Raw genomic sequence first — 25,996 nt, forward strand, 5'->3', positions numbered from 1 at the left:
ATACGGTACTTAAATCTTCCTTTCATGGCATGATTTTTCAACTAAGAAAATAATAACATATTTATTAAAAAAATCAACTAAAAAGTCCCCCTAGAAGGGGGAGGCTTTAAACCCAATTTTTCGGTAATTAGGGTTTAGGAGTAGGGGAGCAGGGGAGCAGGGGAGCAGGGGAGTAGGGGCGATTCGCGTTTGCGGAGCATGACCTTAGGAAATCGCCCGTACAGGAGAAACGAGGAATTAATTAGAAGATAGTCGGATATATTTGTCCCTTAATTTTTCTGCTATCCCCCCTGCTTTTTACAGCGCTTTTCAGGTTGATAAACCACATCTTTATAACCAACACTCTTTCATTAATTGATAATTGATAATGGATAATTGATAATTACCTCTGGTTAAAACCGCTACGGAATTGAATATAAGGAAATATTATTTCTTCTCTTGGTTGATTGGATATGGCGAGGGGACCTTTCCCTCCGGGACGCTACGCGTTAACGTAGTTGTGCGCTAGCAAACGCCATCCCTCAACCGCTTTTTTCCCCTTAAAAGGGGAGGCTTCAAGGCGCGAATTATTTAATAATTAATAATTAATAATTAATAATTCGGTAAGGGCGAATGGCCATTCGCCCCTACTGTGGTCTACTTTATTGTTTCTTTCTTACCTCCTGACTCCTGACTCCTGACTCCTGACTCCTCTGTCATTTATTTATAACTGTTCAACCGGAGATGATATAAATCCCCTTTCTGTTCCGGAATGCTGGGCAAACGCACACATTTACTCCTGACTGCTGATTGCTGATTGCTTATTTAAGAACACCTTAATTCCTAATATTATGGCTCTTGTAGCTATAAACAATAAGAAAGCTAACCACAAAAGAGCAGAAGAATTTAATTGCCAAGCGATAAATGCTACAAGCAAAAATCCAACTAAAGAACCAGCTCTACTTCTGAGAACAACCAAGCTTTTGTTTAAACCATTGAAATATCCATCTAAAACATGAGCGAGAGACATACAAACAAGTAGTGGAAGTAACCAAAAAACCTGATTAATAACAACAGCAATTACTTCAGCATTATTTGTGAAGACCCCAAAGAGTTGCTCTGGAAATAAGACAAACATTGAACCAATAGGTAGTACTAAACTGAACCCAATTAGAAAAGAAAATTTCAGAATAGGGAGTAATTTTTGATTAACTCCAGCACCATAATAACTTCCCACTAAAACTTGCGTTGTTGAAGCTAACCCCCCAAGTATATTAGTTGACATACTAACTATTTGAAACATTAAGCTATTGCTCAGTAAGATCAAAGTGCCAAAACTTGCGCTCAGGTTGATGAAAATTACATAGGTCAAGATAGATATGACTGTGGCAATAAAAAAGTTTCCCTTTAGCTGAAAACTACTTTTCAGTTCCTGTAGTTGAAATATCTTTTGATATATTTTTGGAATTAACCCCCGAAAGTTTTCCCAAGGCAAGAATATTATTCCTACAACCAAAGTCAGATACTGACTAGCTGCTGTTGCTATCCCAGCACCGAAACTCCCCCATCCCCAATTCACTATCAATAAGTAATCAAGAAATATATTTGTTCCACCTACAACCAATGACATTGCTAAAATTTTATTCCCTTGTTGTTGTGCGACAAACCAACCCATCAGTACCATGTTAATCAGAGTAGGAGGAGCATCCCAAATTCTGCCTTGAAAATATTTTTGACCCAGGGTTTTAACTTCTGGAGTGCCAGCAAGCAAGTGAAATCCTATATTCTTTAGCGGGTTTTGCAACAGCAGTATCAGCACTCCTAAAAGTAAAGCTATGAGACAGTTGCGTAGTAAAACCAGCAAAACTTGATGGCGATCGCCACGTCCTGATGCTTGAGCTGTTAGTCCAGTTGTTCCCACATATAGAAAAAGACAACTCCAGTAAAGATAGTTGAAAATTACACTAGCAAGAGAAACTCCTGCTAAGTGATGAATATTCGGCAAATGTCCTAAAAATGTTGTATCTACTAAACCTGCTAGAGGAACTATGATGTCTGAAAGAATATTGACAGTAGTGAACCGCAGGAAACGAGGGCGAAAATTTTCTGGTGAATTTTGCTGGTTGAAATTCTTGTTTCCCATACTTTGGGAGCCTAAATTTGCTCTCTCAAATTCTATTTCCTCAGTGGGTAACTGATTTTTTTCTTTGATTCTTTTGCTTGCCTTTTTCAAAATTGTTTCCCTCAGTTAAATTAAACTGTTATCAACAAATTTTGATAGGTTTGCATGAGATTGTTCAATACATAGGGATCTGAATTAGCATGGTCGAAGGTAATGCTTAACGGAACAGTCTGTCGTTGGTACAAATTGTGGCGTTGTCCAAAATAAAACATAGGCCGACCAGTTTTCATAACTCCACGGTGCATTTGAAATGACGTAAAGTTTAGGTAAGGTAGGTTTCCAATAAAATGAGAAATTTCCCATACTAATCGCGCAAAAGAACCAGGATCGGTGTTGCAGTTGTCAATAGAATCTCGATATACTCTACAAAACTTTGTCCAATCCATGAAGATGACATCGTTAATAATTACATCTTTAAATCTATCCTCCCCACCAATAGAAACTGGAAAATAAACTGGAAGATTTTTAAAGAGATACCACTCCTCGTCAATTTTGCGGGTATTAAAAGTCCATTCTAGAGATAAAGCCTTAACTAAATTCCATACAAGATAACTTTGAAAAGATGCTTCTTGGGCATTTTGAAAAGACCTTTCATAAACCTCACGAGGTTTTACCAAGTCTAACTGTATAGTTACTGAAAGGTTTGAGTTCAAGACAAAATCTTCGTTATGGAAAAAAGAGAAAGCCCACTGTTGATATTTGCTTAATTCATTGAGGTTGAGTTTAGTACCTTGATATCTTTCTAAAGCCTCTTGTAAGTCCATTTAACTACTTTTTTTTACCTGAATATTTCAAGTATTATCTTAATATTAGGTAATTTTTTACCACAAAGTAGAACTCTCTTTTCAATCTGCATATCTAAAGTCTACAGAACCATCACTTCTGATAATCCCAGGCGTTTGAGTAGATAGGAAAAGCGTAGGTTCATCTCCTACTTCAAAGCCATGACTTATACTTTTTGGGAAATCAAGCACATCACCTGGTTGGTAAAGTATAGGCTTTCCGTTAATTACTACAACACCAGTTCCAGTAATTATTTTGATAATTGCATCTGATTCATCATGGATATGAGCTCTATGACGAGAATTAGGCAGATACATTACAAGTTCTTCAACAATTGGCGCTTGTCCTGCTCGGGAAAATACCCCCAACCTTGCAACTGCAAAAGGTGGAGAGTCTTCAATCACCTTAATTGGCATAAATTGACCCACAAGTTCTCTCATTGCTGAAGCAATCTTGTTGTACTTGGTAGGATGATCTACAAAATTAATTACTTCATTTGAATTGGGTGTCATTTCAGTTATCAGTACTTTGTGCAATAGTGGAGGCTTGAAATACTAAAGTTTATTCTTTTCATCCCCTTAAAAGGCTATGTTTTATCAACATATTTCTTAAGATAAAACTTGACAAAAGAGATAAGTTATAAAGTTGCCAGAGAATCAATATTTCGGAATATTAAACCTATTTAAGAATAGGCTTTTCCATAATTTTACCGAAAAATTGTGAGTATGCGCCTCCCTTTTTAAGGGTATAAAAAAGCGGTCGAGAGATGGCGTTAGCGGAGCGACTCTGATCAGAGCGGGTCTCCTCGCCATATCTAATCGACCAAGAGAAGAGAATATTCGCCAAGGTCAAGCCTCCTTATTCCAGAGGTACTGATAACTGATAACTGATAACTGATAACTGATAACTGAAATTACCCTCCCAAACTCCTTTCATTAATTGATAATTGATAATGGATAATTGATAATTACCTCAGGTTTTAACAGCTACAGAATTGAATATAAGGAAATATCCTAGTGCAGGATGGCGGAAATAACTGACCAGTTACAAAATCCCAAAACAATTACAAATCAAAAATGATTGACTTTTGAATGTTGACTTTTAACTTCCGCGTAGCGGCACTAGCACTTTTTTCCCCTTAAAAGGGTTGGCTTCAAGGCGCGAATTATTTAATTATTAATTATTAATTATTCGGTAATAATTATAGAAACTAAATAAAAAATAGAGGGAAAATTATTAATTCCCTCTACAAAATTTTTATTTATTATACCTTATAACAATTGCAGGAAAGGTTAGGACAGATCAAAAGCTTAAAACTCAGAAAATGTAAGATTTTTCCTTCTTCCTTCTTTCTTCTTCCTTCTTTCTTCTGCTATATCTAAAATTTTCCCACCCTCTATTAAATCTAAAACCAAAAACCAATAGAGGGAAAAGAGTATTAGTAAGCCAGACCCATACTGCGAGTAGTTTCAGCACCCAGATAAACCCGGACACTCAAAAAGTCAGTAGGGCAAGCAGTCTCACAACGCTTACAACCAATGCAATCTTCAGTACGAGGAGATGAAGCAATTTGGCCTGCCTTACAACCATCCCAAGGTACCATTTCTAGAACGTCTAATGGACAAGCACGAACACACTGGGTGCAACCGATGCAAGTATCATAAATTTTTACTGAATGAGACATGAATTAAATTCTCCCAACAAATTGATTTTGCTGTACCTGCATAAAGGCAGATGAGACAGCAAGTTTTAGAAGTGAATGCTTCGACTTAGTTTACCGCACCACTTCTCATCCTTGATAAACATTGTTGAAAAACTTAAAATTTCTCAACGTTCGGGTAAATTAGTGATGAATGACCAAACTTTTTCAGAATAGAGAAGCACACCTCCGAATTTATTTGTGGGAAAAAGTAAATATTAGCAACTAGGGGACTTGCTTGAAAAATTTCAGGCCAGGAGCAAGTTGCTCAGACCAAAGCAAAAAAAAATTCTGATTATACGGGCGAACATAGTTTGCTTCGCATAACTATCGTGAACGCCCCTACTCCTGACTTCTGACTCCTTAAATTGCAATAAAATTCATTCTGTCTCCTGTCTCCTGTCTCCTGACTCCTTCTTAAAAATAATTCAAAGTCCTAACTTTTCTAATACTGGACGAGTTGAGACTACATGACGATCCAAACCCAATTCTGTTGGAGAAATGCCTAAAGCTAAAGCTATCAGTTGAGGTAAGTGCAACACTGGTAAACCTAATTTACGTCCAATCACTTTTTCTACCTCTGGTTGACGAGAATCTAAGTTTAAGTGACACAAAGGACAAGGCGTTACCATACAATCAGCACCTTTGTCAATAGCTTCGCTCACATGATTTCCGGCCATTTGAAAAGCTTGATTGGTGGCATAACTAGAAAGAGGCCAACCACAACATTGAGTCCGGCCTCGGTAATAAATTGGAGTCGCCCCAATAGCCCGAAATACATTTTCCATAGATTCTGGTTGATAGGGGTCATCTAACGGCAAATTAGTTTGACCTCTAAGTAGATAGCAACCATAGAACGCAGCACATTTGAGGCCAGATAGTTTACGGGTAACAAGATTTTGAATTTCTTCTAGACCATAATCTGCAACCAGGGCATGAAGTAAATGTTTGACCTCTGTGCTGCCTTGATAGGGAGAACAAGTCTGTTTTTGTAAGAGGCCATTAATTTGATCTACGTAGTCAGGATTGACTTGTTGAGATTCCTTGAGACGTTCATCGACATGACCAATTACCCCTTGACAAGTACTACAGTGCGTTAGTAAGGCTAAATTTAGCTCTTCGGCCAAAGCTATATTACGGGCATTAACAGTATCTTCTAGTAGTTGAGAATCCTCTTTAAAAGTGCCAGAGCCACAACAGGCAGCTTTTTTCAATTCTATTAGCTCTATTCCCAGAGCTTGAGTAAGAGCTTGGGTAGATTGATAAAGCTCCCGGCAAGCTCCTTGAGCAACACAGCCAGGGAAGTAAGCATATTTCAGTGTTTGAGATGGCATAACATTAACTAATTATATAAGGAAGGCAAGTATTATAGACATAACTTATTAGTATATATAATTTCTTTGTTACTTATTTATAATTATAAGATTGTATTCTAATACAAAATTTAACCGCAAAATCAAAAAAGGCATTTACAAAACTCATTTGCCTGTATGCCGTAATAGAGCGATCTCAGTTTTCAGATAAGATTATAGACGCAATATCTAAAACCAAAAAGGAGAAAATTTTATGGGCCAAGATGAAATTTTGGACAAAGTACAAACAGTTGTGGCCAGCCAGCTAGAAAAAGAAAAAGAAGAAGTCAAACCAGAATCTAACTTTGCCAATGATTTAGGAGCTGATTCTCTAGATACCGTAGAGTTAGTTATGGCATTGGAAGAAGAATTTGAAATCGAGATTCCAGATGAAGAAGCAGAAAAAATTTCTACTGTTCAAGCTGTTGTGGACTATATTAACGAACAACTAACAACCAAAGCATAACATCATTCCCAAAACCCAAAGTTTCTGCCTTCTGGGTGTGGAATTTCTGGAAACGAAAATTATGACAAATTTTGAGTTGAAACGGGTAGTTGTCACTGGAATGGGTGCTTTAACACCTATTGGCAACACCCTATCTGATTATTGGGATGCCTTGTTAAGTGGCAAAAATGGTATAGACCTAATAACCCGATTCGATGCTTCTAAACACAAATGTCGTATTGCTGGAGAGGTAAAAGGATTTGACCCTCACGACTATATTGGTCCTAAAGATGCGAAACGAATGGACCAGTTTTCCCAGTTTGCAGTTGCAGCGAGCAAACAGGCTGTAGCTGATGCCAAATTTGAAATCAATGACCTCAACGCAGAACAGGTGGGGGTAATAATTGGCACTGGGGTGGGTGGCCTAAAAGTATTAGAAGATCAACAAGAGATATATCTGACTCGTGGTCCTTCTAGATGTAGCCCCTTTATGATTCCAATGATGATTGGTAATATGGCCGCAGGTCTAACGGCAATTCATACTGGAGCTAAAGGACCTAACTCTTGTTGTGTGACTGCTTGTGCTTCTGGGTCAAATGCTGTAGGGGATGCTTTCCGTCTGATCCAAAGGGGATTTGCTCAAGCAATGATTTGTGGTGGGGCGGAATCTGCAATTACCCCTTTAGGATTGGCAGGATTTGCTTCTGCTAAGGCCTTATCTAGGCGTAATGATGACCCAGCTCATGCAAGTCGTCCTTTTGACCGCGACCGCGATGGCTTTGTCATGGGTGAAGGAGGAGGTATTCTGATTTTAGAAGAATTAGAATGTGCCCTCAGTCGAGGGGCGAGAATATATGCAGAAATTGTTGGCTATGGCATGACCTGTGATGCCTATCACATGACTTCCCCAGTACCTGGTGGAGAAGGGGCAACTAGAGCTATGGAGTTAGCGATCAAAGATGCTGGCTTAACTCCGGCAGATATTAGTTATATAAATGCCCACGGGACCAGTACATCAGCAAACGACCGAACAGAGACAAAAGCTATTAAAAAGGCACTAGGTGAAAATGCTTATAAGGTAGCAATTAGTTCAACTAAGTCAATGACTGGTCATTTATTAGGTGGGTCTGGAGGTATTGAAGCTATAGCAACAATAATGGCGATCGCCCATGACCAAATTCCACCGACCATTAACTTAGATAATCCCGATCCAGAATGTGACCTAGATTATGTCCCCCATATAAGTCGTGCTCACAAAGTAGAAGCAGCCTTATCAAACTCATTTGGATTTGGAGGCCATAATGTAACCCTAGTATTTAAGAAATATGTCTAGAGGTTAGGACTAGAAATTATTCAGGGGGCGCAAGCCCCCTTTTTAATACTTCAGGTAAATCTTTTCCTTTTGATTCAGCAGACCCTAAGTATTCAACCGAACATGATATTAGAAATTAATACTTTGAGGAATGCGACCTCAAAATATTAAGACGGATGTAGTAGATGAATAGTCTGATGGAAAGCGATCGCATTTTCCCACTTTGCTATCTGCTAAATATTGATGCTTTGAGGAATTTGGGAAGGTAGTAAAAACTCGTAAGGCATTAAACGGTCAGCATTGCGATTTCGCTCCTTAATTGTGGTCTCAGCCGCTTGTAAATTATCCTGGAATTTATTCAACGCCTCTTGCAATCTATCATTATCTGGAAATGCTGATGGGGAATATTTACCTAGCTGAGTGTAATAGACAGAGCCAAGTAAATAAAGCGTATCAATCTGCTTTTGAGCTTGACTGAGTGAAGGCAAACCCTTGATAAAACTCTCAGGATCTTGGGGATTTATTGGGGCTGGAAGATAGCGAGCCAAAGGAAATGCTGGCGTGTACATCATTTCTTGTTGAGAAAAGTTCACCGCTGCGTGTTGAGCGCTCGCCGTAAAAATCACTGTCGAGATTGTTTTGACTAAACAATTTATGGTGTTAAATTTGCCTTGTCCATCATCACCAAAGTTTTGCAACCGTCCCCCTTCCAAAGAGACTAATGTTGATCCCCAAGTTTGTAAATCGCTATCATTCTCAACTGCTGAGTCGTTGCTGTAGTAGATGCTGAAATAATCTCTTACCCAAATTTCAATAGCATTCCAAATTAGTAACCCGTCATCTCGGTAGGGATAGGTTGGTAACTTGTTAATATCAGTTACACGCCGATTGGCTAAAGTTTGGGGAAATGAAATTTCATTAAAGTTAAACAAATAACTCTGTGTAGCTTTAGCAGCCATAGCTTGATCAGCACCGACGCTGCTGGCTAATAGAGAGTCTACCTTACCACCGGGCGCAACTAATATTGCATGAGCGCCGTAATTGATCAGCACAGTCCCCTCGAAATGAGGTACCAAAAGTTTTCTTAAACAATGATCTTCGGGTAGGTGATTAGTGGGAACAATAAAAGGCTCCACAACTAAATGAGTGCGTCCCAAATGGCTGATGAGTTCATGATAGTTAGAATCAGTCATTTGGACAATGTTTTTAGCAGTCATCCAAGATTCCCCATCTAGGGGCGTAAACAAAATCCATTCAGTGCTAATGGCTGTTCGTTGATAACTAATGGCAACCGGAAATAAAGGTCTAGACCAACTGTCAGTAGGTGGAACGGCAAATAGTGCTACTGGAGTGGCAATATACTTTTGTTGTTCTAATTCTTGGCTAACAAAAGAACCGTTAACCAAGCTATTCAAAAGCGCATAGTCGGCCACGTAAAGCCGACCGTCTGCCATTGCTGCCTCCAGTGAATCAGCAATACCAAATTTTGCTGCAATTTGGGAATATTGTTCTGCGGTAACTGGTAAACGAGAATCACTGCATTGGAATTGCTCAATTACCAGGGGGTTTGGTCCAGCAACTTGTAAATAAGCAAATATCAGGTCTTGTTGGAAGTTATAGGCGATCGCCGGTTTGCGGATAATTGTGAATTGCTTGTCGTAATCATCAAGAGTAGGAGACTGTGGAGAAAATTCTACACTTGAATCTGAAGTTGAAGACTTATTAGCATCAGCTATTTCTGCTAGTTTGGCACTGTATTTGACTATTTTCTGAAGATTGTCTAATAAAGTTTTTTCACCAGTAGATGCTAACTCATCGATCTTTTCTTGGGGGATTTGAGATAATTTATTTTCAATTTCTTTAAAATCATTATCAACTATTTGCACAAGGTTTTCCTCGGCAGATTTTTGTTGAGAAAGTTCTTGCCATTGGCGGTCAATTTCCGGGTCTTTGTCAATTTTTTCTAAGTTTAAATTTAGTTGCTCAATTACATCTTTTAAACTTCCCTCTGGAATGTCGCCAAAATCATTACTAATTGGAAATAATTTAGTCCATTCAAAAGAGTTTGCTTTTGATAAGCCAGAATTTTTGGAAAGGGATTCATTTATGAATATCTTGATCAAGGATAATACTACCTTGATCAGCCATTGCAGAGTTGGAAATGTGCCTTTAGGTAGGTGTATTAAAGGAAAACCCACAATTTTATCTATAATTTTGTTTCTTGGTACATTTGTCATCGCTAGAGGATTGAGATAGTTGTAATTATATTCATATTTAGCTGGGTGGTCACGCTCTGTGATGTAAATGATGTACAACCCTACTAAAAAAGCCGCCACTTTGACTAGAGTCGTGGCAGTGTTTTTTTCGCTATTTTTAGATGAAGAATTTGCTAGCTGGACTTCAGACATCTTTTGCTCTTTCCATTAGAAAATATTGAATCTATTTTAGTATAATTTGTACCTTGATTTTAAGGATAAGGGAACTTCAACAACATCTTCTAATACCATTTTTAAAAAAGAATGTTACGAATAGTAATAGTACCAAAAAGACTTTTCAGAAGATGCTTCTTTGACAAAAAAGATGATTTATGACCTAAATAAAACATGGTATTAAAGCCATTTATTCTGACTCCTGACTCCTGACTCCTGACTCCTAAGAAGTACCCTAACTATTTGTAGCAAGCATTTATAAAATTGGTATAATGGGTGGGAATTTGACAAAACAGAGTCAGAAAATATGCTCAAATATAGATAGGTATGGGCTTTTACCTCCAAAAGGCATAAATCCTTAACAGCAAGAGGGTTTTCCGGAGGAATGCTCGGCAAACAAGCATTTTTTTCCATACCATAAAATGTCTAAGTAACACTAAAAACTTTTTAACACCTGATAAAATTTAACCTGAGTTCCTCGATTGGGTTATCAGTGACTCCCCATAAGTTGGACTATTTGTGATTTTGAAGCACTTAATCAACCCTTAACCTAACAATAAGAACTAAAGTCCACACTATAAGCTTAACTTCACATGGCCTTAAAATTTTTAACTTGATGACTTCTCTTGCCTAGAGTTCCCCACAGATGAGATGATTTGTAATGTATATGGCCTGAGAAAAATTCCAGACAAATATTACTGTAGAAAAATATCTGGTCGATCGACTCCGGCATTCACACATTCAATTAAGTATATAGAAACAATAACTATGGCTGTTGCAACTCAATCACTCGAAGAACTTTGTATTAACTCAATCCGCTTCTTAGCAATTGATGCAGTTCAAAAAGCTAATTCTGGCCACCCTGGACTACCCATGGGTGCTGCACCAATGGCCTTTGTCCTCTGGGATAAGTTCATGCGCTTTAACCCCAAAAATCCTAAATGGTTAAATCGCGATCGCTTCGTTCTCTCTGCGGGCCATGGCTGTATGTTACTGTACGCTCTCATGCACCTCACGGGTTTTGACAGTGTACCTATGGAGGAAATTAAACAATTCCGTCAGTGGGATTCTAAAACTCCTGGCCACCCAGAAAATCACATCACTGAAGGTATCGAGGTTACTACAGGTCCACTAGGACAAGGTATTGCTAATGCTGTAGGATTAGCTGCTGCTGAAGCTCATTTAGCTGCTACATTCAATAAGCCAGACTGTAACCTAATTGACCATTACACTTATGTGATTATGGGTGATGGTTGTAACATGGAAGGAATTTCTGGTGAAGCTGCTTCCTTAGCTGGACATTGGGGTTTAGGTAAGTTAATTGCTTTCTATGATGATAACCACATTTCCATTGATGGTCATACAGACATATCCTTTACTGAAGATGTAAGTAAGCGTTTTGAAGCTTACGGTTGGCACGTTCAGCACGTTGTGGATGGTAATACTGGTTTAGATGCGATCGCCGAAGCAATTGAAAAAGCAAAAGCGGTTACTGACAAACCTTCCATGATCAAAGTTACCACTCTTATTGGTTATGGTTCTCCTAATAAAGCTGATACTCACGATGTTCACGGTGCAGCACTGGGACCAGATGAGGTAGCAGCTACTCGCAAAAATCTTGGTTGGGAATATCCAGAATTTGAAGTTCCTGCGGATGCTCTGAGTCATTTCCGCCAAGCAGTTGACCGAGGAGCAAAATATCAGGAAGAATGGGATAAGCTTTTCTCCGACTATAAGTCTAAGTATCCTGAAGATGCAGCTACTTTGGAAAGAATGGTAAGTGGTAAATTACCTGATGGTTGGGCGGATGCACTACCTAAATATACTCCTGAAAGCAAGAAGGATGCTACTCGTAACCAGTCTGGTGCAACATTGAATGCTATAGCTGGAGTTTTACCAGAATTAATTGGTGGTTCTGCTGACTTAGCACCTTCTAACAAGACTTTAATGAAAGGTTTAGGAGATTTCCAAAAAGGTCAATACCAAAACCGGAATATGCGTTTTGGTGTGCGGGAACATGGAATGGGAGCTATTTGTAACGGTATTGCTCTCCATGGTTCTGGTTTAATTCCTTATGGTGCAACTTTCTTGGTATTCACCGACTATATGCGGAACTCTATCCGTCTATCTGCTTTAGCTGAAGCTGGTGTTATTTGGGTAATGACTCACGACTCTATTGCTTTAGGTGAAGACGGACCTACTCACCAACCTGTTGAGCATATTGCATCCTTGCGTTTAATTCCACAATTACTTGTGATGCGTCCTGCTGATGGTAACGAAACTTCTGGTGCATACAAAGTAGCAGTGGAAAAAGCTAAAGGAAGTCATCCTCAACCTACTTTGTTAGCATTATCTCGTCAAGGTTTGCCTAATTTAGCAGGTAGTTCTATTGATGGGGTTGCTAAAGGTGCTTATATTGTTAGTGACAGCGAAGGTACTCCAGATATTATCTTAATTGGTACTGGTGGGGAAACTTACCAATGTGTTGACGCTGGTGAAAAACTCCGTGCTGAAGGTAAGAAAGTGCGAGTGGTTTCTATGCCATGTTGGGAATTATTTGAAGAGCAGGATGCAGCTTACAAGGAGTCTGTGTTCCCTGCATCTGTGAAGAAGCGTTTGGCAGTTGAAGCAGGTGTTAGTTTTGGTTGGCATCGTTATGTAACTGATGAAGGTGCGACTTTGAGTGTTGATACTTTTGGTGCTTCTGCTCCTGGTGGTGTTGTGCTTGAGAAGTTTGGGTTTACTGTTGATAACATTGTTGCTAAAGCTAAGGAAGTTTTGGGTTAGTTTTGATGGTGAATAAGCGTTGAGCATTTAGCATTCAGCAGTCAGCTACAAAATAATAGCGTTAAAGTTTTATAGTTGTCTTAACTTGAGTGCGTAGTGCTATATCTGCCTATTAGCTGTATCAAAATATCAACTATAATTAAGGAGGTTCTCTAGAAATAGGGAACCTTTTTAATTTTTTTATATAATTGGAGGAAATGATGACTCAAGCTTCTGTGGAAAAAAATACAGCAATTAAAAGAATTTCAGAAATGATTGATAAAATAATGGAAAAGGAGAACATTTATCAAAAATTAGACCGAAATGAACTAATTGAGACTTTCTCGAAATTATTAGACAAAATTTCTCCTCAAGAGATAAACTCTCTGGATAATCTGGAATTAACAAAAAGAATAGAAGGAGTAATTATAGTAGACGCAATGTCTCATTTATTAGATGATTTTACGCCAGAACAAATAGAAATTTTTGAAGCAGGAGTAGCAGGTAAATAACAATAATGAGTTACTTATTAGATACAAATATAGTGACGGCTATTATCAAAAAAAGTCAAGGATTAATAAATAAATTAAAATTAGTTAATTTCCAAGGTAAGTCATTATTTATTAGTTGCATTACTTACTATGAAATTAAAAGAGGATTATTATATATTAATGCTACAAGACAGCTATCTGACTTTAATGATTTGTGTAGCAGAAGGTGGAGTATTTTATTCTTAGACAATTTAGAAATTATTGAGAAAGCATCAGAAATTTACATAGATTTGAGAAAGAAAGGCAGACTAATACAAGATGCTGATATACTCATTGCATCAACGGCAATTATTCACAATTTAACTCTAGTTTCTAATGATTCTGATATGTCTAGGGTGCAGGGAATAAATTTAGAGAATTGGTTAGATGTGGAAAAGAATTAAAGAGATTTTTGCCCAAGTTATTAATATAATTAGAAATAACTAAACGCCAGTAGGGTGTGTTAGCGATAGCGTAACACACCACAACCCTATATCTATAAAAAAGGTTGGACTGGAGGTATTCAACAATTAATAATGAATAATGAATAATGAATAATTACCTCTCCTTGAAAAGAAGAGGATTGACTAATAATGAAAATTTTTATTTATTATCCCCTTAAAAGGGGAGGCTTTAAACCACAATTTTTCGGTAAAAGTAGTGGCAACTCATCCCCAATGCAGATTAGCTTTGTGTAAAGTTATTTCAGAAAGCGGGAAATTGCTCTAAGTTTAATTTTGACAATTTCTCACATATTCCTGAAAAATTGGAGACAATTTAAAATGAACTTTTCCATTGTAAATTTTCTTGACTAAATACCTTTGTTGTAAAGATTGCCAGCTATTAATTAAATTCATTGATGACCAATCTAAAGTTGTAATTAAATCTTTTCTGGTTACAGGTTGGTCAAATTTACTCAATTCTAAAACAAGTTGTTTTTCTAATGGTGATGATTTGTTAAATAATTGTTTGAGAATACCTTGTATATCTTTAGTAATTAATAAATCATTTTCAGCTAAAAAAACAGCTACATGACCGTCAAAAATATTTTTGATTAAACCAGCAATGCTTTTTAAGTAAACTGGATTACCTTGATATAAATTGATTAACTTTAACCAACTCCCTTCATCTTTGAATCCTACACCTTTGAGAATCGCCACTTCATCTAAACCTGATAATTCTAAGTATTTAATAGGATATAAATCCTGGTCTAAACATTCCATTTCTGCACATTGCTCTTGACTAATTAAAATTAGACTGCTTTGATGTTCAATTTCTGTCATCATTTGCCAAAAGCTTTGATAATCTTGATATTCTTTTTGATATTGTCCGGCAAATTCACCACTGATAAATATATTTTGCACATCATCTAGAATAATTAAACATTTTTTCTCAGTCAGTAGAGCAAATAATTGTTTTAACTGCTCATCAATGGTTTATTTTACTTCTTCTTGGCAAACTTGTAATAAATCATTCAGAAGTAAAGGCAAAGATTTGGGATATTTCAAACTTTTCCAGATGATCAATTCAAATTTTTGTAAGTTAGAATCGACAAACTTTTTAACTAGAGTTGTTTTACCAATTCCACTTGTTCCTAAGACTGATATTAAACGAGTATTTTGATTGAATATCCAGTTCTCAATGTTTTTTAGTTCGGAATATCTACTATAAAAATTAATGATTTTAGGTGCCAGGTTTAAATCTTGAATAGCTGATTGAAATTGAGAATTTATATCAGTTTCTTGGAATTTTTTTTTTGGGAGTGACTTGATTTAATGTTTGGGGATTAGACAAATGATTATTAGCACAATTGATATGGTAAATATTGAAATTTTCAGATGATTCAATATAGATTCTTTCTAATGTAGAACGAAAATTATTTTTTTTATGTTTTCCCCTAATACTTCTGATAAAAGCTTCCATAAATCCGCATCGTAAAAGGGGTTGACTTATAAATATCGTTACATTTACAAGGCTACCCTTACTTTTACACCAGATGCTTCGTCAGAAATCAAACTTTTCGAGCAATAACATTTGCCCATAAGGAACGACGCCAGGTAATGTCAATATCCACAAAGCCAATTTCTCTCAGCCAATCTACGACTGTCATAATAGGGATATGCTGGTCATAGCGTCGATCATGATCCCAAAAATGATTCCATTCCTCATCTGTTGCCCCTACCTCATAAGCTGCTCTTTTCCATTCTTCATTATAGCGTTCATGGACCCGATCATTAATCCCACGAAAGATATCGGAGTAAGAGAATAACCCATCAGACTTTAACCACCGATGTACATTGTGGAACAATTGTTTTTTATTGGTATCATTTAGATGATGCAGACTGATGTATGAGAGAACGTAATCAAAGGTGGCTTCTTTGAAATCCAGCGTCATAAAGTTCTGCTCATAAAGGTGGATGTGCTCATTCTTCGCAAAGCGCTGTTGACAAAAATCGATCATCTTACTGGAACTATCTACAACATGAACATTCGCTTGTGAGTAGCGTTCTAGCACAGCAGCGGAAAGATTACCAGTGCCACCACCGAGTTCAAGGACATTCGGCGCAGTGGACTCATTTTGTAAGTTATCCAGCGTTACCCCAAGATTCTCTTCGTACCAGGGAACCCACAAACGGATGAGTTGATTATATTCTCGTGCGAGTGAGTCGAATTCTGCTTGTATGTAAAAGGAACGTACTACACCAACTGTTAATTTAATACGAGTCCACAAACCCGCACTTTTGACAAATTCATCGAACTCAATGAGACCATTACCATCGACATCAGCTTGTTGCATCAACGTTTCGATGCCACGATCGCTAACGTTAATATTCAAACCATCAAGCAATTCTCGTAGTTCATCAGTTGAGATAGTACCGTCGTTATCCAAATCAATTAGGCGAAAAATCTCTAATAAATCGTTTTTAGAAGTTATATCGACTTTATCTACAATCCATTGAGAAAATTCGTCAAACTCAATCGTATTGCTTACATCTTTATCAGTACTAATGAAGATGGACTTTATATCTTCAGTGTTTGGGTTCATTCCCAGAGAACGCAGAACATTCATTACCTCTTCAGGTGATAATGAGCCATTACTATCAGTATCAAATGAATCAAAGACTTGTTTCAATTCATTAAGAGATAATTGTGTAGTTTGTTTAGACATTACTTAAATATTTTTTCAAATTATACCGTTATTCTTTGATTAGGTCAATCCTATATTCAAAGTTCGGATTAGTGCAATTCAATAATACTTTAGTTTGGACTAATTTGCATTCAAAAGCAATAAAGAGGATGGATGGCAGGAGAAATTTATCCATTTGAAATAGTCTATAATTCAAGAGTTTTTCTAGTAATCAAGAACCCTTTTAATTGATCTGAATGATAAGCAGAATAAATATTATGACTCAAGCTTCTGTGGAAAAAAATACCGCCATTAAAATAATTTCAGAAACAATTGACCAAGTAATGGAAAGCAAAAATATTTACCAATAATTAGATCAAAATCAACTCATTCATACTTTCTCTAATAATTTAGAGAAAGTGTCACCTCAGACGGTAATATATCTAGATGATGAACTACTGACAAAAAAAGTTAGAGGAGTAATGTCAATAGAACTATTATCAACAATATTTGATTATTAGCCCAGAGCAAATAGAAATGTTTAATGCAGTAGTAGAAGGGAGATATTAGGGTAACTTATATACTAAATATTAGTATAGTTTCAGCAGTTGTCAACCAGAATTAAAAAATTATAGGAGGAGATTATGATATCATGTCCGTTTGCAGCAACGGGAATTATTCATAATTTAATTCTAGTTTATAATGATTCTGATATGTTAAGAACTGAAGGAATAAAATTAGAGAATTGCTTAGAGATATAATAGAGTAATATCGCTGTTTAATTAAAGTCAATTTACAGGAGGATATGATGATTCAAGTTACCGTGTTTAATGAGTTTTGTTAAGAAGTTACAATTTTATTGTTAGACAATTTATCAATTATCGAAACAGCATCAGAAATTAACATAGACTTGAGACGAAAAGGAAGAACAATATAAAATGCCGATCTATTGATCGCAGCAACGGCAATAATTTATAATTTAACTCTGGCCTCTAATAGACATCTCCAATAATAAAAAATAAAATCAATTATCGCACTCTTATTTATCAATTATTTCCCTCTACTCCCTACTCCCTACTCCCTACTCCCTCTTTTCCGGAGAGGTTTAATTATTTTGATATATTGAAAGTTGAGGGGATAAATGCAGAGAATCACTTACAGGCTAAATAGAGCGATCGCAGTTACTTAATATTTTTTTATAATTCCTCATACTTGTATAATTATACTTATTTTTATTGATTGCTTAAGATTTTGAGTTAGGGGAAATTAATGATATATTTAAAGATAATGGAATAATAGTTATTAGTATTAAGTGAAATTATCATGTATATACTAACTCCATAAAAGTATCAAGTTCGTATTTCAGTCATTGAATAATCTTGACAAAATTTATAAAATAGTCTAGTGCCGGATGGCAGAAATAACTGACCAGTTACAAAATCCTAAAACAATTACAAATCAATACTTTTGACTTTTGACTTTTAACTTCCGCGTAGCGGCACTAGGGAGAAAAATCTCACTAGGATAAATATCATTATTAAATATATATATTTTTTGGTATAGTAATTAACCGGAATTAACTCACATCGCCAAGAATAGTTGAATTAAAGCATCCGTGTAATTTCTTGAGAAAATGTTAAATATTAAAAATCATCTTTGAAGTAAAATTACTAAAGATTAAGAATTGTAAAAAATGGGAGTTATGCAGTAATGAAAATTCTTGTATTAAGCTGGGAGTTTCCACCAAGAATTATTGGAGGCATAGCACGTCATGTTGCAGAATTATACCCAGAAATGGTGAAATTAGGACATGAAGTGCATTTAATCACAGTCAAGTCTGGCGAAGCGCCAATGTATGAAATTGTAGAAGGAATAGAAGTACATAGAGTGCCAGTCGGACCCAGTCAAAACTTCTTTCATTGGATAGCAAATATGAATGAAGCTATGGGTCGTCATGGAGGCAAACTAATAAAAGAAGAGAAAAATTTTGATATAATTCATGCCCATGATTGGTTAGTCACCGATGCAGCGATCGCTCTTAAACATATCTTTAAACTACCATTAATAGCTACAATTCATGCCACAGAAAATGGTCGTCACAATGGTATTCATAATCATAGTCAACAGTACATAAATGAAAAGGAAAAAGAGCTAGTTTATAATGCTTGGCGAGTTATTGTTTGCTCTAGATATATGAAGGTAGAAGTTGCAATAACTTTAGGCAGTCCTTGGGATAAAATAGATATAATTTATAATGGTATTTGTGGGGCAAAAAAACCAAGCAGAGATGAGTTTGATGCAGTAAACTTTCGCAGGCATTTTGCAGAAGATCGAGAAAAAATTGTCTACTATTTAGGTAGGATGACCCCAGAAAAAGGTCTTTCTGTGTTAATTCATGCAGCGCCGAGAGTAATTGCAGAAATGGGAGACAGGGTAAAATTTATTATGATCGGTGGCGGAAAAACAGACCTTTGGAAAAGAGAAGTCTGGCATTTAGGAATTTCTGAAAGATTTCATTTTACTGGGTTTATGTCTGAGGAAAATTTAGATAAGTTTCAAGCGATCGCTGACTGTGCAGTATTTCCGAGTTTGTACGAACCTTTTGGTATTGTTGCCTTGGAAAGTTTTGCTGCGCGGGTACCTGTGGTGGTTTCGGATACGGGTGGTTTACCAGAAGTGGTAGAACATGGTAGAACAGGTATTGTTACGAAAGTTGGTAATTCTGCTTCTTTAGCACAAGGCATTTTGGAGGCGTTGAGAGACTCTGGTTATATGCAAAAATTGGTTAGTAATGCTTATCAGGAATTAGAGTATAAATTTTGTTGGGGTAGGATAGCGAAACAAACAGACATGGTTTATCAGAGAGTTGCAGCAGAAAGGTTACAAGTGGTTTGGTAATACATTAAAGAGGGAAGTTCCATAGACTTCCCTCTTTAATGTATCGTAATATTAATAGGACTTACGCACCTGCAACGTATTTTAGTCCGAAGCGACCGACAGGGTTTGCGGAGCATTCCGGGACGGAAAGCAATCTCATATAAAATCCGGTTGAATACTTATCTTATATTTGGGGGTGGGAAGTGTGGGGAGGGTGGGGAGTGTGGGGAGAAGGGGAGGTCGAGAGATTGAAGGCTCCGAAAGTGTGGATAGAATTATAAACATATACTGTATAACCGGATTCTATATCAAATCCTAGTTTTTCGTACCTCATGCGTAAGTCATATTTCTGAAGATTTCATATATAGCACTGCGCGCAGGCAACAGGCAATAGGGGGAATAATACCAGTTTGAAAAAAGAATGTTATAGAAAGTGCATCTCGAACGGATCTGCTTAAAAATAGCTTCTCCAGTTCGTTTTAGATGGTTATATCTATCGTTTTCCCTTTTTTTTTAATATTTCTTCCTTCTTCCTTCTTGCTTCTTCCTTCTTCCTTCTTTCGTACGGACGTTGCATGCAACGTCTCTACTATTTGCAACAAACGTTGATCAAATTGGTATAAAAAAGCTGATAATATAGAACCCATTTGATAGCTATATAATTATGGTAGTCAAGTCTTTTCGCGCATCAATTTTGACCGAAAATCAGTTATCAGTTCAGGACTTACGCAAATTCACCTTTGAACTCAACATTCTTTGTTAATCAGGACTTACGCAGGGACTGGCGAGGGCGTTAGCGGAGCTTGGCGTTAGCCAATGCCATTTGCCCCTACAGATGGTGCTTTAAAGGTCAATTTGCCTAAGTCCTATTAATTTTAAAACTGACAAAGAAAAAACTCAATTATTTTTGACTTTTGACTTTTGACTTTGAGTAGCTTGACGTAAAGATGTAATAGTAGCGATCGCGTGTTCGGCCACCAAGTCTATTTCTTCAGCAGTATTAAACCGCCCGATGCCAAAACGCACGGAAGCATAAGCTAATTTTTCTGAACGTCCCAAAGCTGCCAAAACATGGGAAGGCGCTATTTTTGCAGAAGTACAAGCAGAACCGGAAGACACTGCCACCACAGGTTGTAACCCCAATAACAATGCTTGCCCATCCACACCCTCAACACTAATATTCAAATTTCCTGGCAAACGCTGAGTCGGATGTCCGTTGAGAAAAATATTTTCCACTGTTTGCAGCTTTTCCCACAACTGTTGTCGCAAAGTAGTTAACTGTTTTGCCTCTGACTCCATTTCTGTTACTGCCAATTCCACAGCTTTAGCAAAACCGACTATTTGGGGAGTATACAAAGTGCCAGAACGCATACCTCTTTCGTGACCGCCCCCATGTATTTGAGGTGCTAATTTTACTCTGGGATGACGACGACGTACATAGAGAGCGCCAACACCTTTTGGTCCGTAAACTTTATGGGCAGTTAATGATAGTAAATCAATATTCATTGTCTGCACATCTAGAGGAATTTTGCCAATAGCTTGTGCAGCATCAGTATGGAAAATAATGGAATTTTCTTTACATATTTCTCCTATTTTTACCAAAGGTTGTAAGACACCAATTTCATTATTTGCTGCCATAACAGAGACTAATATTGTATCAGGACGTATGGCAGTTTTTAGGGAAGTTAAATCAATAATTCCATCTGTATTTACTGGTAAATAAGTAACTTCAAATCCCAAGTTTTGTAAATATACACAGGGGTCGAGAACGGCGTTATGTTCGGTAGCAATAGTAATAATATGTTTACCTTTATTGAAGTAAGCTTCAGCAACTCCTTTTATTGCTAAATTATTTGCTTCTGTCGCTCCACTGGTAAAGACAATTTCTTCAGGGGTGGCGTTAATAGCTGAAGCTAAAATTTCTCTAGCTTTTTTAACTGCTGCCTCTGCTTCCCAACCATATTGATGAGTGACACTGGCAGGGTTGCCAAAATATTCGGTGAAATAGGGCAACATTGTTTTTAATACTCGTTCATCAAGAGGAGTAGTCGCGTTGCAGTCGAGATATATAGGACGTTTTAACATAATAATTAGGGTTTGTGTATGGAAAGTCTTTTAGTAGGGGTAGGAGACAGGAGACAGGAGACAGGAGACAGGAGAAATGGGAATGAACGAGGAGATAGGAGTAAGAATTGTCCCAAGATTGTTCTGTGTAGGGGGAAATAATTTATACAGCGCTTCCCGTTGCCCGTGAGGTACACCCCGAAGATGGCTAGATTGCCTCACTACAATATTTTCATCATTTACCCTGTATCTCATTTGCCCAAAATATGCTTTCAACAATTAATAATGAATAATGAATAATTACCTCTCCTTGAAAGAAGAGGATTGACTAATAAAGAAAAATTTTCATTATTATCCCCTTAAAAGGGTAGGCTTTAAACCACAATTTTTCGGTAATTATTGATTTGATTTTTTATTATTGTAAATGTTTAATTGATAACTTGACCTAATTTTTTTAAGATACTGAGTACATGATAAAGTTCATTATTTTGGGGATTAGAAATTGTGAATTTTTTAGATAAAGCATATTGAGGTGAATTTTGTTTAACTAATTTGATAAATTGAAAATCATCTCCGTTAGTTACTAATCCAAAAATTGGTTGTTCTGGATGAGGATTAGCCATCATATAAGTAAGGCCTTGAGGGATACCATTAATTATAGATAATCCAGCATTTTTTGACTCAATTACTAATAACCATAGATGATGTTTAAAAACTATTATATCAATCCGACCTTTGATTATTTCATTCTGTGTTTCCACAGAAATATCAATAGAATTTTCATCTACAATATCAAAAGGAAGCTGATAAAAATTTGCCCAAGCAAGTAGGGGAGCAATTACTGTCATTTTTACCAAATTTTCTGAAATTTCCCGATGTTTAATAGCATTCAAATAATTTGCTTTTGCTCGGTCTAACACTTGTTTTTCTATATCGGTTATCTCTGGTAAACCATCAAACCATTCTCTAAAGAATTGAATATCATCTGTTTGGTTGAGACTAAATTTATGCTCAACATCAATCATATTTAGTTTATTTGCTTGAATAATTGCAGTCATATTTTTCCTTAGTCAGTCCAGTAGTGGCGTGACACGCCTAAAATGGTGCAATAGTAGGGGCGGGTTTAGCGTTAAATTAATGGTGTTACAGATTATCTTATGAACCCGCCCCCAACCCAAGGATATAATGCACAGTAGCGTAACTGAGCAACACCCTATATTTATTGTCACTGGGTAAATCCTGTTCGTATTATATCATGTTCCGTTAAATACTTATCAAATCTTTCTTGATATCCCCACACTTCCCACACTTCTCATAATAGCGCGATCGCTACTTTTTAGCCTACCATATTATCTTCTTTCCTTCAGAATAGCTCCTGTTTCCCCCTGACTCCTGACAACTGATAACTGATAACTGAATTCATCCTTCTCCTTGACAAACAAAACCTGCCCAATAAAAAGGATGATTAAAAGGCTTTTTGTCCTCTCTCAATTTTTGAGCTTTAGCTACTAAATTCTGAACTTCCTGACAGTTATCAGCTATTTTCTCCTGTTCCTCATACTCTCTGCTCCCTTCTGCCAATTCATCTAATTTTGCCTCTGCTTCTTTCGTACTCTCATCCGCTTTTGCCAATGTTAATTCTTTCAACTCCATCTGTGCTTCCCATAACACATCTGCACTCGTAATACCTGCCGCCCGGTTGCGGTGGTAAAAATATGATAATATGGTTGTCGCTAAATCGTTCACTGATGACAAACTACTAACGGGACTTACACAAAAAAGCATTCAACAATTAATAATGAATAATGAATAATTACCTCTCCTTGAAAGAAGAGGATTGACAAAGAGATGAAAATTTTTCTTTATTATCCCCTTAAAAGGGGAGGCTTTAAACCACAATTTTTCGGTAAAAAATAGGCTCAAATATAGACAGGAAGAGCTTTTTACGCCTAAAAGGTATAAATCCTTTATTACCAAGGGTTTTAGCTATTTTTAAGGAGTTGACGTAATTCCCTTGTCTAGACTGGTTTTCAACCAATTTTTCTGCCAAAAAATATCTAAGTACCATTAGGAGACTTATTTCTGTCCTGTTGTGAAACCGCATTAGGCAACTCAGAATTAACGGACGATATTTTTACCGTTCTTAGAAACCTACGACTATTTGTAAAAATCTATGATTTTCTATATAGTTTGTTCTATTCTTGTCTCAACCTGGCAACGTCGGCGTTATCCAGTCCACAAGCTGTCACGGTCGAACTGAGGTAGAATTTTGGAATTGATTTATTGTGGAAGAATCGTGCTTACTTTTCTTCTGAAACTTTGGATTTTTATCTAACTCTTGAAAAAAACTCTTAAATGCTCCACCCAAGTTTATGAAAGCATATTGGTAAACTTCAGACGACAAGTCTTTTATCCAGAGTTCAACAGGTTTTATATGGTTGGTAAAAACTTCTCTAAGCTTACGAGCATTCGGCTTATAAACATTAAAATAAGCTTGCTCCCACAAACTTAAACCCCGGTCATAACACCATTTGAGTTTAGTGATAATGAATTTCATAGAAATGAAAATTAAGATAAAGGTATATTTTATGATTTATAATATCGTTATTAGTTGATTAGGTCAATTCTCTATTAATTTGATAAATAAGCTAGTCGCATATTTTAGTTGGGGATCGTCAAGAACTTCTGTCGCTTTAACTGCTACAGTCGTTATACCTCTAAATGCTGCAATAACTACGCCAGAATCTATATAAGTTTTGGGCTTTGTAGCATGAAAGTATATAGCTGCCGCACTTGCTCCGCATATCTACAACAATAACGTGCTGAAGCTGCTGTAACTATTGGGCAATAGATCAATAGAACATCAATCTTGGAAATAAAAAGGCTGAAACTTTTACAGGTAAAGGTTTTGAAATTTGAACGGTCAGCCATAACTATTGGACAATAGTAAATAGAACATCAATAATCACGAAACAGAGCGATCGCTCTTATTGCAGAGCAATAACTATTGGACAATAGTAAATAGAACATCAATAACCGCCAAACAGAGCAATTAAGCTACGCAATGGATGTTAAGAACGCTACTTTCATGCAACAAAGCCTAAGTTTTGGTAAAAGTTACTCTCTTTAATCTTGGAAATAAAAAGGCTGAAACTTTTACCTGTCAAAGTTTTGAGATTTGAACGGTCAGCCCTAACTATTGGACAATAGTAAATAGAACATCAATATTTATTTCAGTGGATATAGTGGTTCTTTTCCATTCAATTGCCAAATCCTAAATACTAATATAGCCGCCACAGTTAACCATACACAAGAAGGGGCTAAAATCATTCCTGCTGTAGGATTAATTTGCCAGTAAAATATAGTAACTATGAAAGCAGATAACCAAGGACCTAAAATGACGACGGGAACAGCAGCACCTAACCTACGTTCTACAGTGAATATTGTATTCCAAGTATCTCCTAAAGCAAGATGCACTACAAAAGTTATTAAAGGAAGCACTAAAAATTGTTGGTTCATCTCCTGCCAAACTAATAACGAAGAGATAACTCGTAAGACTGCAATTGTCATCCACACTATGGGAAAAGCTAAAGGTGGAGGTGCCCATTTTGGTCTGACTATACTATCATAAGTCTGACGAGAACGAGTATTATCTAATGGGGAAAAAATTCGCGAACGAATACTTAATAAGGTAAAAAACATTCCTGCAAGTACGGTACTTAACCAATTAGGAAAAGAAGAATAACTATCAACTAAAGTTACCAATTTTTCCATTCCCCAGAAAGCAAGAAGAATGATTCCTATTTGTACAATAGTTCCTAATTTATACATTAAAAGTGCTTTGATATCTAGCTCTTTTGTAGAAACTATTTGTTTGGGGATGGATTGATTTTTCGACTCAGTTTTTACCCCCATTACTGTATTAACAAGCTGTTCGACTGTTCCACCATCATTTGATTGAGTCATAATCAGAATATTCAGAAAACTATTAACTTTATTTTCATAGGACTTACGCAAAAGACGAAATTATACACCATTTGTAGGGGTTGGCCATGTACGGGTTAACGGCCGTTAACCCCTACTTTATGTGGTGGTTATGCGTAATTCCTGTCTCATCTAAAATCTGATTATACAGTAATATCATGTCCGGTTGAGTAATTAGATTTTGCTGGAAGGAAGGCAGCTATGCTGTTTGCGTAGCATTCGGTAGGAAAGGTTTTTTTCTCATTGCCACCTTATTTTATACACGCTCCGATGCTACTAGAAATGATATAATTGCTAAGTTATACCAAATTGAAATGAAACTGCTATAGAATAATATTTCAAGTATAATTGACCGCCGGTAAGCGTAGATAAATATAGATCAATTTAATGAATTTCATCATTGTATGCAACCTCATATAAAACTGGTATTAGTTCATTTGAATATAGATACTTTATTGAATACGAAT

The 25,996-nt window shown here is 36.6% G+C and carries 20 protein-coding genes; 6 read left to right on the forward strand and 14 right to left on the reverse strand.

The features are described from left to right. Window positions 1-772: 772 nt before the first annotated feature. The 5 genes from F6K23_RS30185 to F6K23_RS30205 all read right to left on the reverse strand — a co-directional run bounded on the left by F6K23_RS30185 (window position 773) and on the right by F6K23_RS30205 (window position 5,977). Entirely contained in the window at window positions 773-2,212 is a 1,440-nt protein-coding gene (locus F6K23_RS30185) for an MATE family efflux transporter (protein ID WP_293162758.1), read from the reverse strand. A 20-nt stretch (window positions 2,213-2,232) separates the two neighbouring features. Further along, window positions 2,233-2,925 (reverse strand): hypothetical protein, encoded by a 693-nt coding sequence (locus F6K23_RS30190; RefSeq protein WP_293162761.1) that lies wholly within the window; start codon window positions 2,923-2,925, stop codon window positions 2,233-2,235. Between the two features lie 81 nt (window positions 2,926-3,006). Then, complete coding sequence (locus tag F6K23_RS30195; protein ID WP_293162764.1) at window positions 3,007-3,456, reverse strand: cupin domain-containing protein; 450 nt, start codon at window positions 3,454-3,456, stop codon at window positions 3,007-3,009. A 926-nt stretch (window positions 3,457-4,382) separates the two neighbouring features. Then, a complete protein-coding gene (gene psaC / locus F6K23_RS30200) occupies window positions 4,383-4,628 on the reverse strand; it encodes a photosystem I iron-sulfur center protein PsaC (protein ID WP_006616272.1) in 246 nt (81 codons plus the stop codon). A 443-nt stretch (window positions 4,629-5,071) separates the two neighbouring features. Further along, a complete protein-coding gene (locus F6K23_RS30205) occupies window positions 5,072-5,977 on the reverse strand; it encodes a CoB--CoM heterodisulfide reductase iron-sulfur subunit B family protein (RefSeq protein ID WP_293162767.1) in 906 nt (301 codons plus the stop codon). Between the two features lie 232 nt (window positions 5,978-6,209). On the opposite strand from F6K23_RS30205, the gene acpP reads away from it, so the two are divergent. Together acpP and fabF are read left to right on the forward strand one after the other, a co-directional pair. Continuing rightward, window positions 6,210-6,461, forward strand: coding sequence for an acyl carrier protein (acpP, locus tag F6K23_RS30210; protein ID WP_293162770.1), 252 nt, complete (start codon window positions 6,210-6,212; stop codon window positions 6,459-6,461). 61 nt (window positions 6,462-6,522) lie between these two features. Continuing rightward, window positions 6,523-7,773 carry a beta-ketoacyl-ACP synthase II gene (fabF, locus tag F6K23_RS30215; protein WP_293162773.1) on the forward strand — a complete coding sequence of 417 codons (1,251 nt, stop codon included), beginning with the start codon at window positions 6,523-6,525 and terminating at the stop codon, window positions 7,771-7,773. 212 nt (window positions 7,774-7,985) lie between these two features. Here the strand turns inward: fabF and F6K23_RS30220 are convergent, their stop codons facing one another. Beyond that, on the reverse strand, window positions 7,986-10,160 hold the full coding sequence (locus F6K23_RS30220; protein WP_293162776.1) for a lipoxygenase family protein: 2,175 nt from the start codon (window positions 10,158-10,160) through the stop codon (window positions 7,986-7,988). 789 nt (window positions 10,161-10,949) lie between these two features. Here F6K23_RS30220 and tkt point away from each other — a divergent pair. The 3 genes from tkt to F6K23_RS30235 all read left to right on the forward strand — a co-directional run bounded on the left by tkt (window position 10,950) and on the right by F6K23_RS30235 (window position 13,881). Next, on the forward strand, window positions 10,950-12,968 hold the full coding sequence (gene tkt, locus F6K23_RS30225; protein WP_293162860.1) for a transketolase: 2,019 nt from the start codon (window positions 10,950-10,952) through the stop codon (window positions 12,966-12,968). Window positions 12,969-13,165: 197 nt separating this feature from the next. Further along, a complete protein-coding gene (locus F6K23_RS30230; RefSeq protein ID WP_293162779.1) occupies window positions 13,166-13,459 on the forward strand; it encodes a hypothetical protein in 294 nt (97 codons plus the stop codon). A gap of 5 nt (window positions 13,460-13,464) precedes the next feature. Beyond that, window positions 13,465-13,881 carry a type II toxin-antitoxin system VapC family toxin gene (locus tag F6K23_RS30235; RefSeq protein ID WP_293162782.1) on the forward strand — a complete coding sequence of 139 codons (417 nt, stop codon included), beginning with the start codon at window positions 13,465-13,467 and terminating at the stop codon, window positions 13,879-13,881. Window positions 13,882-14,208: 327 nt separating this feature from the next. Here the strand turns inward: F6K23_RS30235 and F6K23_RS30240 are convergent, their stop codons facing one another. The 3 genes from F6K23_RS30240 to F6K23_RS30245 all read right to left on the reverse strand — a co-directional run bounded on the left by F6K23_RS30240 (window position 14,209) and on the right by F6K23_RS30245 (window position 16,646). Next, a complete protein-coding gene (locus tag F6K23_RS30240; protein WP_293162785.1) occupies window positions 14,209-14,841 on the reverse strand; it encodes a hypothetical protein in 633 nt (210 codons plus the stop codon). A gap of 72 nt (window positions 14,842-14,913) precedes the next feature. Then, window positions 14,914-15,249 (reverse strand): NB-ARC domain-containing protein, encoded by a 336-nt coding sequence (locus F6K23_RS42270; RefSeq protein ID WP_367267863.1) that lies wholly within the window; start codon window positions 15,247-15,249, stop codon window positions 14,914-14,916. A 239-nt stretch (window positions 15,250-15,488) separates the two neighbouring features. After that, window positions 15,489-16,646: an EF-hand domain-containing protein gene (locus tag F6K23_RS30245; RefSeq protein WP_293162788.1), complete on the reverse strand. Its 1,158-nt coding sequence runs from the start codon at window positions 16,644-16,646 to the stop codon at window positions 15,489-15,491. A gap of 1,668 nt (window positions 16,647-18,314) precedes the next feature. Between F6K23_RS30245 and F6K23_RS30250 the strand changes: the two genes are divergently transcribed. Further along, entirely contained in the window at window positions 18,315-19,502 is a 1,188-nt protein-coding gene (locus F6K23_RS30250) for a glycosyltransferase family 4 protein (RefSeq protein WP_293162791.1), read from the forward strand. A gap of 876 nt (window positions 19,503-20,378) precedes the next feature. Here the strand turns inward: F6K23_RS30250 and F6K23_RS30255 are convergent. The 5 genes from F6K23_RS30255 to F6K23_RS30275 form a co-directional block, all read right to left on the reverse strand. Then, window positions 20,379-21,566, reverse strand: a complete 1,188-nt coding sequence (locus F6K23_RS30255) for an IscS subfamily cysteine desulfurase (protein ID WP_293162794.1) — start codon at window positions 21,564-21,566, stop codon at window positions 20,379-20,381. A gap of 407 nt (window positions 21,567-21,973) precedes the next feature. Further along, on the reverse strand, window positions 21,974-22,603 hold the full coding sequence (locus tag F6K23_RS30260) for a type I restriction enzyme HsdR N-terminal domain-containing protein (protein WP_293162797.1): 630 nt from the start codon (window positions 22,601-22,603) through the stop codon (window positions 21,974-21,976). 361 nt (window positions 22,604-22,964) lie between these two features. Continuing rightward, on the reverse strand, window positions 22,965-23,330 hold the full coding sequence (locus F6K23_RS30265; RefSeq protein WP_293162800.1) for a CHAT domain-containing protein: 366 nt from the start codon (window positions 23,328-23,330) through the stop codon (window positions 22,965-22,967). Window positions 23,331-23,790: 460 nt separating this feature from the next. Next, the gene (locus F6K23_RS30270) at window positions 23,791-24,102 is read right to left on the reverse strand and encodes a hypothetical protein (protein WP_293162802.1); all 312 of its coding nucleotides are present in this window, start codon (window positions 24,100-24,102) and stop codon (window positions 23,791-23,793) included. A 671-nt stretch (window positions 24,103-24,773) separates the two neighbouring features. Further along, window positions 24,774-25,511: a TspO/MBR family protein gene (locus tag F6K23_RS30275; RefSeq protein ID WP_293162803.1), complete on the reverse strand. Its 738-nt coding sequence runs from the start codon at window positions 25,509-25,511 to the stop codon at window positions 24,774-24,776. Window positions 25,512-25,996 lie beyond the last annotated feature (485 nt).

Origin of the sequence: Okeania sp. SIO2C9 (assembly GCF_010672455.1) — a bacterium.
In the GTDB taxonomy this organism is placed as follows: Bacteria; Cyanobacteriota; Cyanobacteriia; order Cyanobacteriales; family Microcoleaceae; genus Okeania.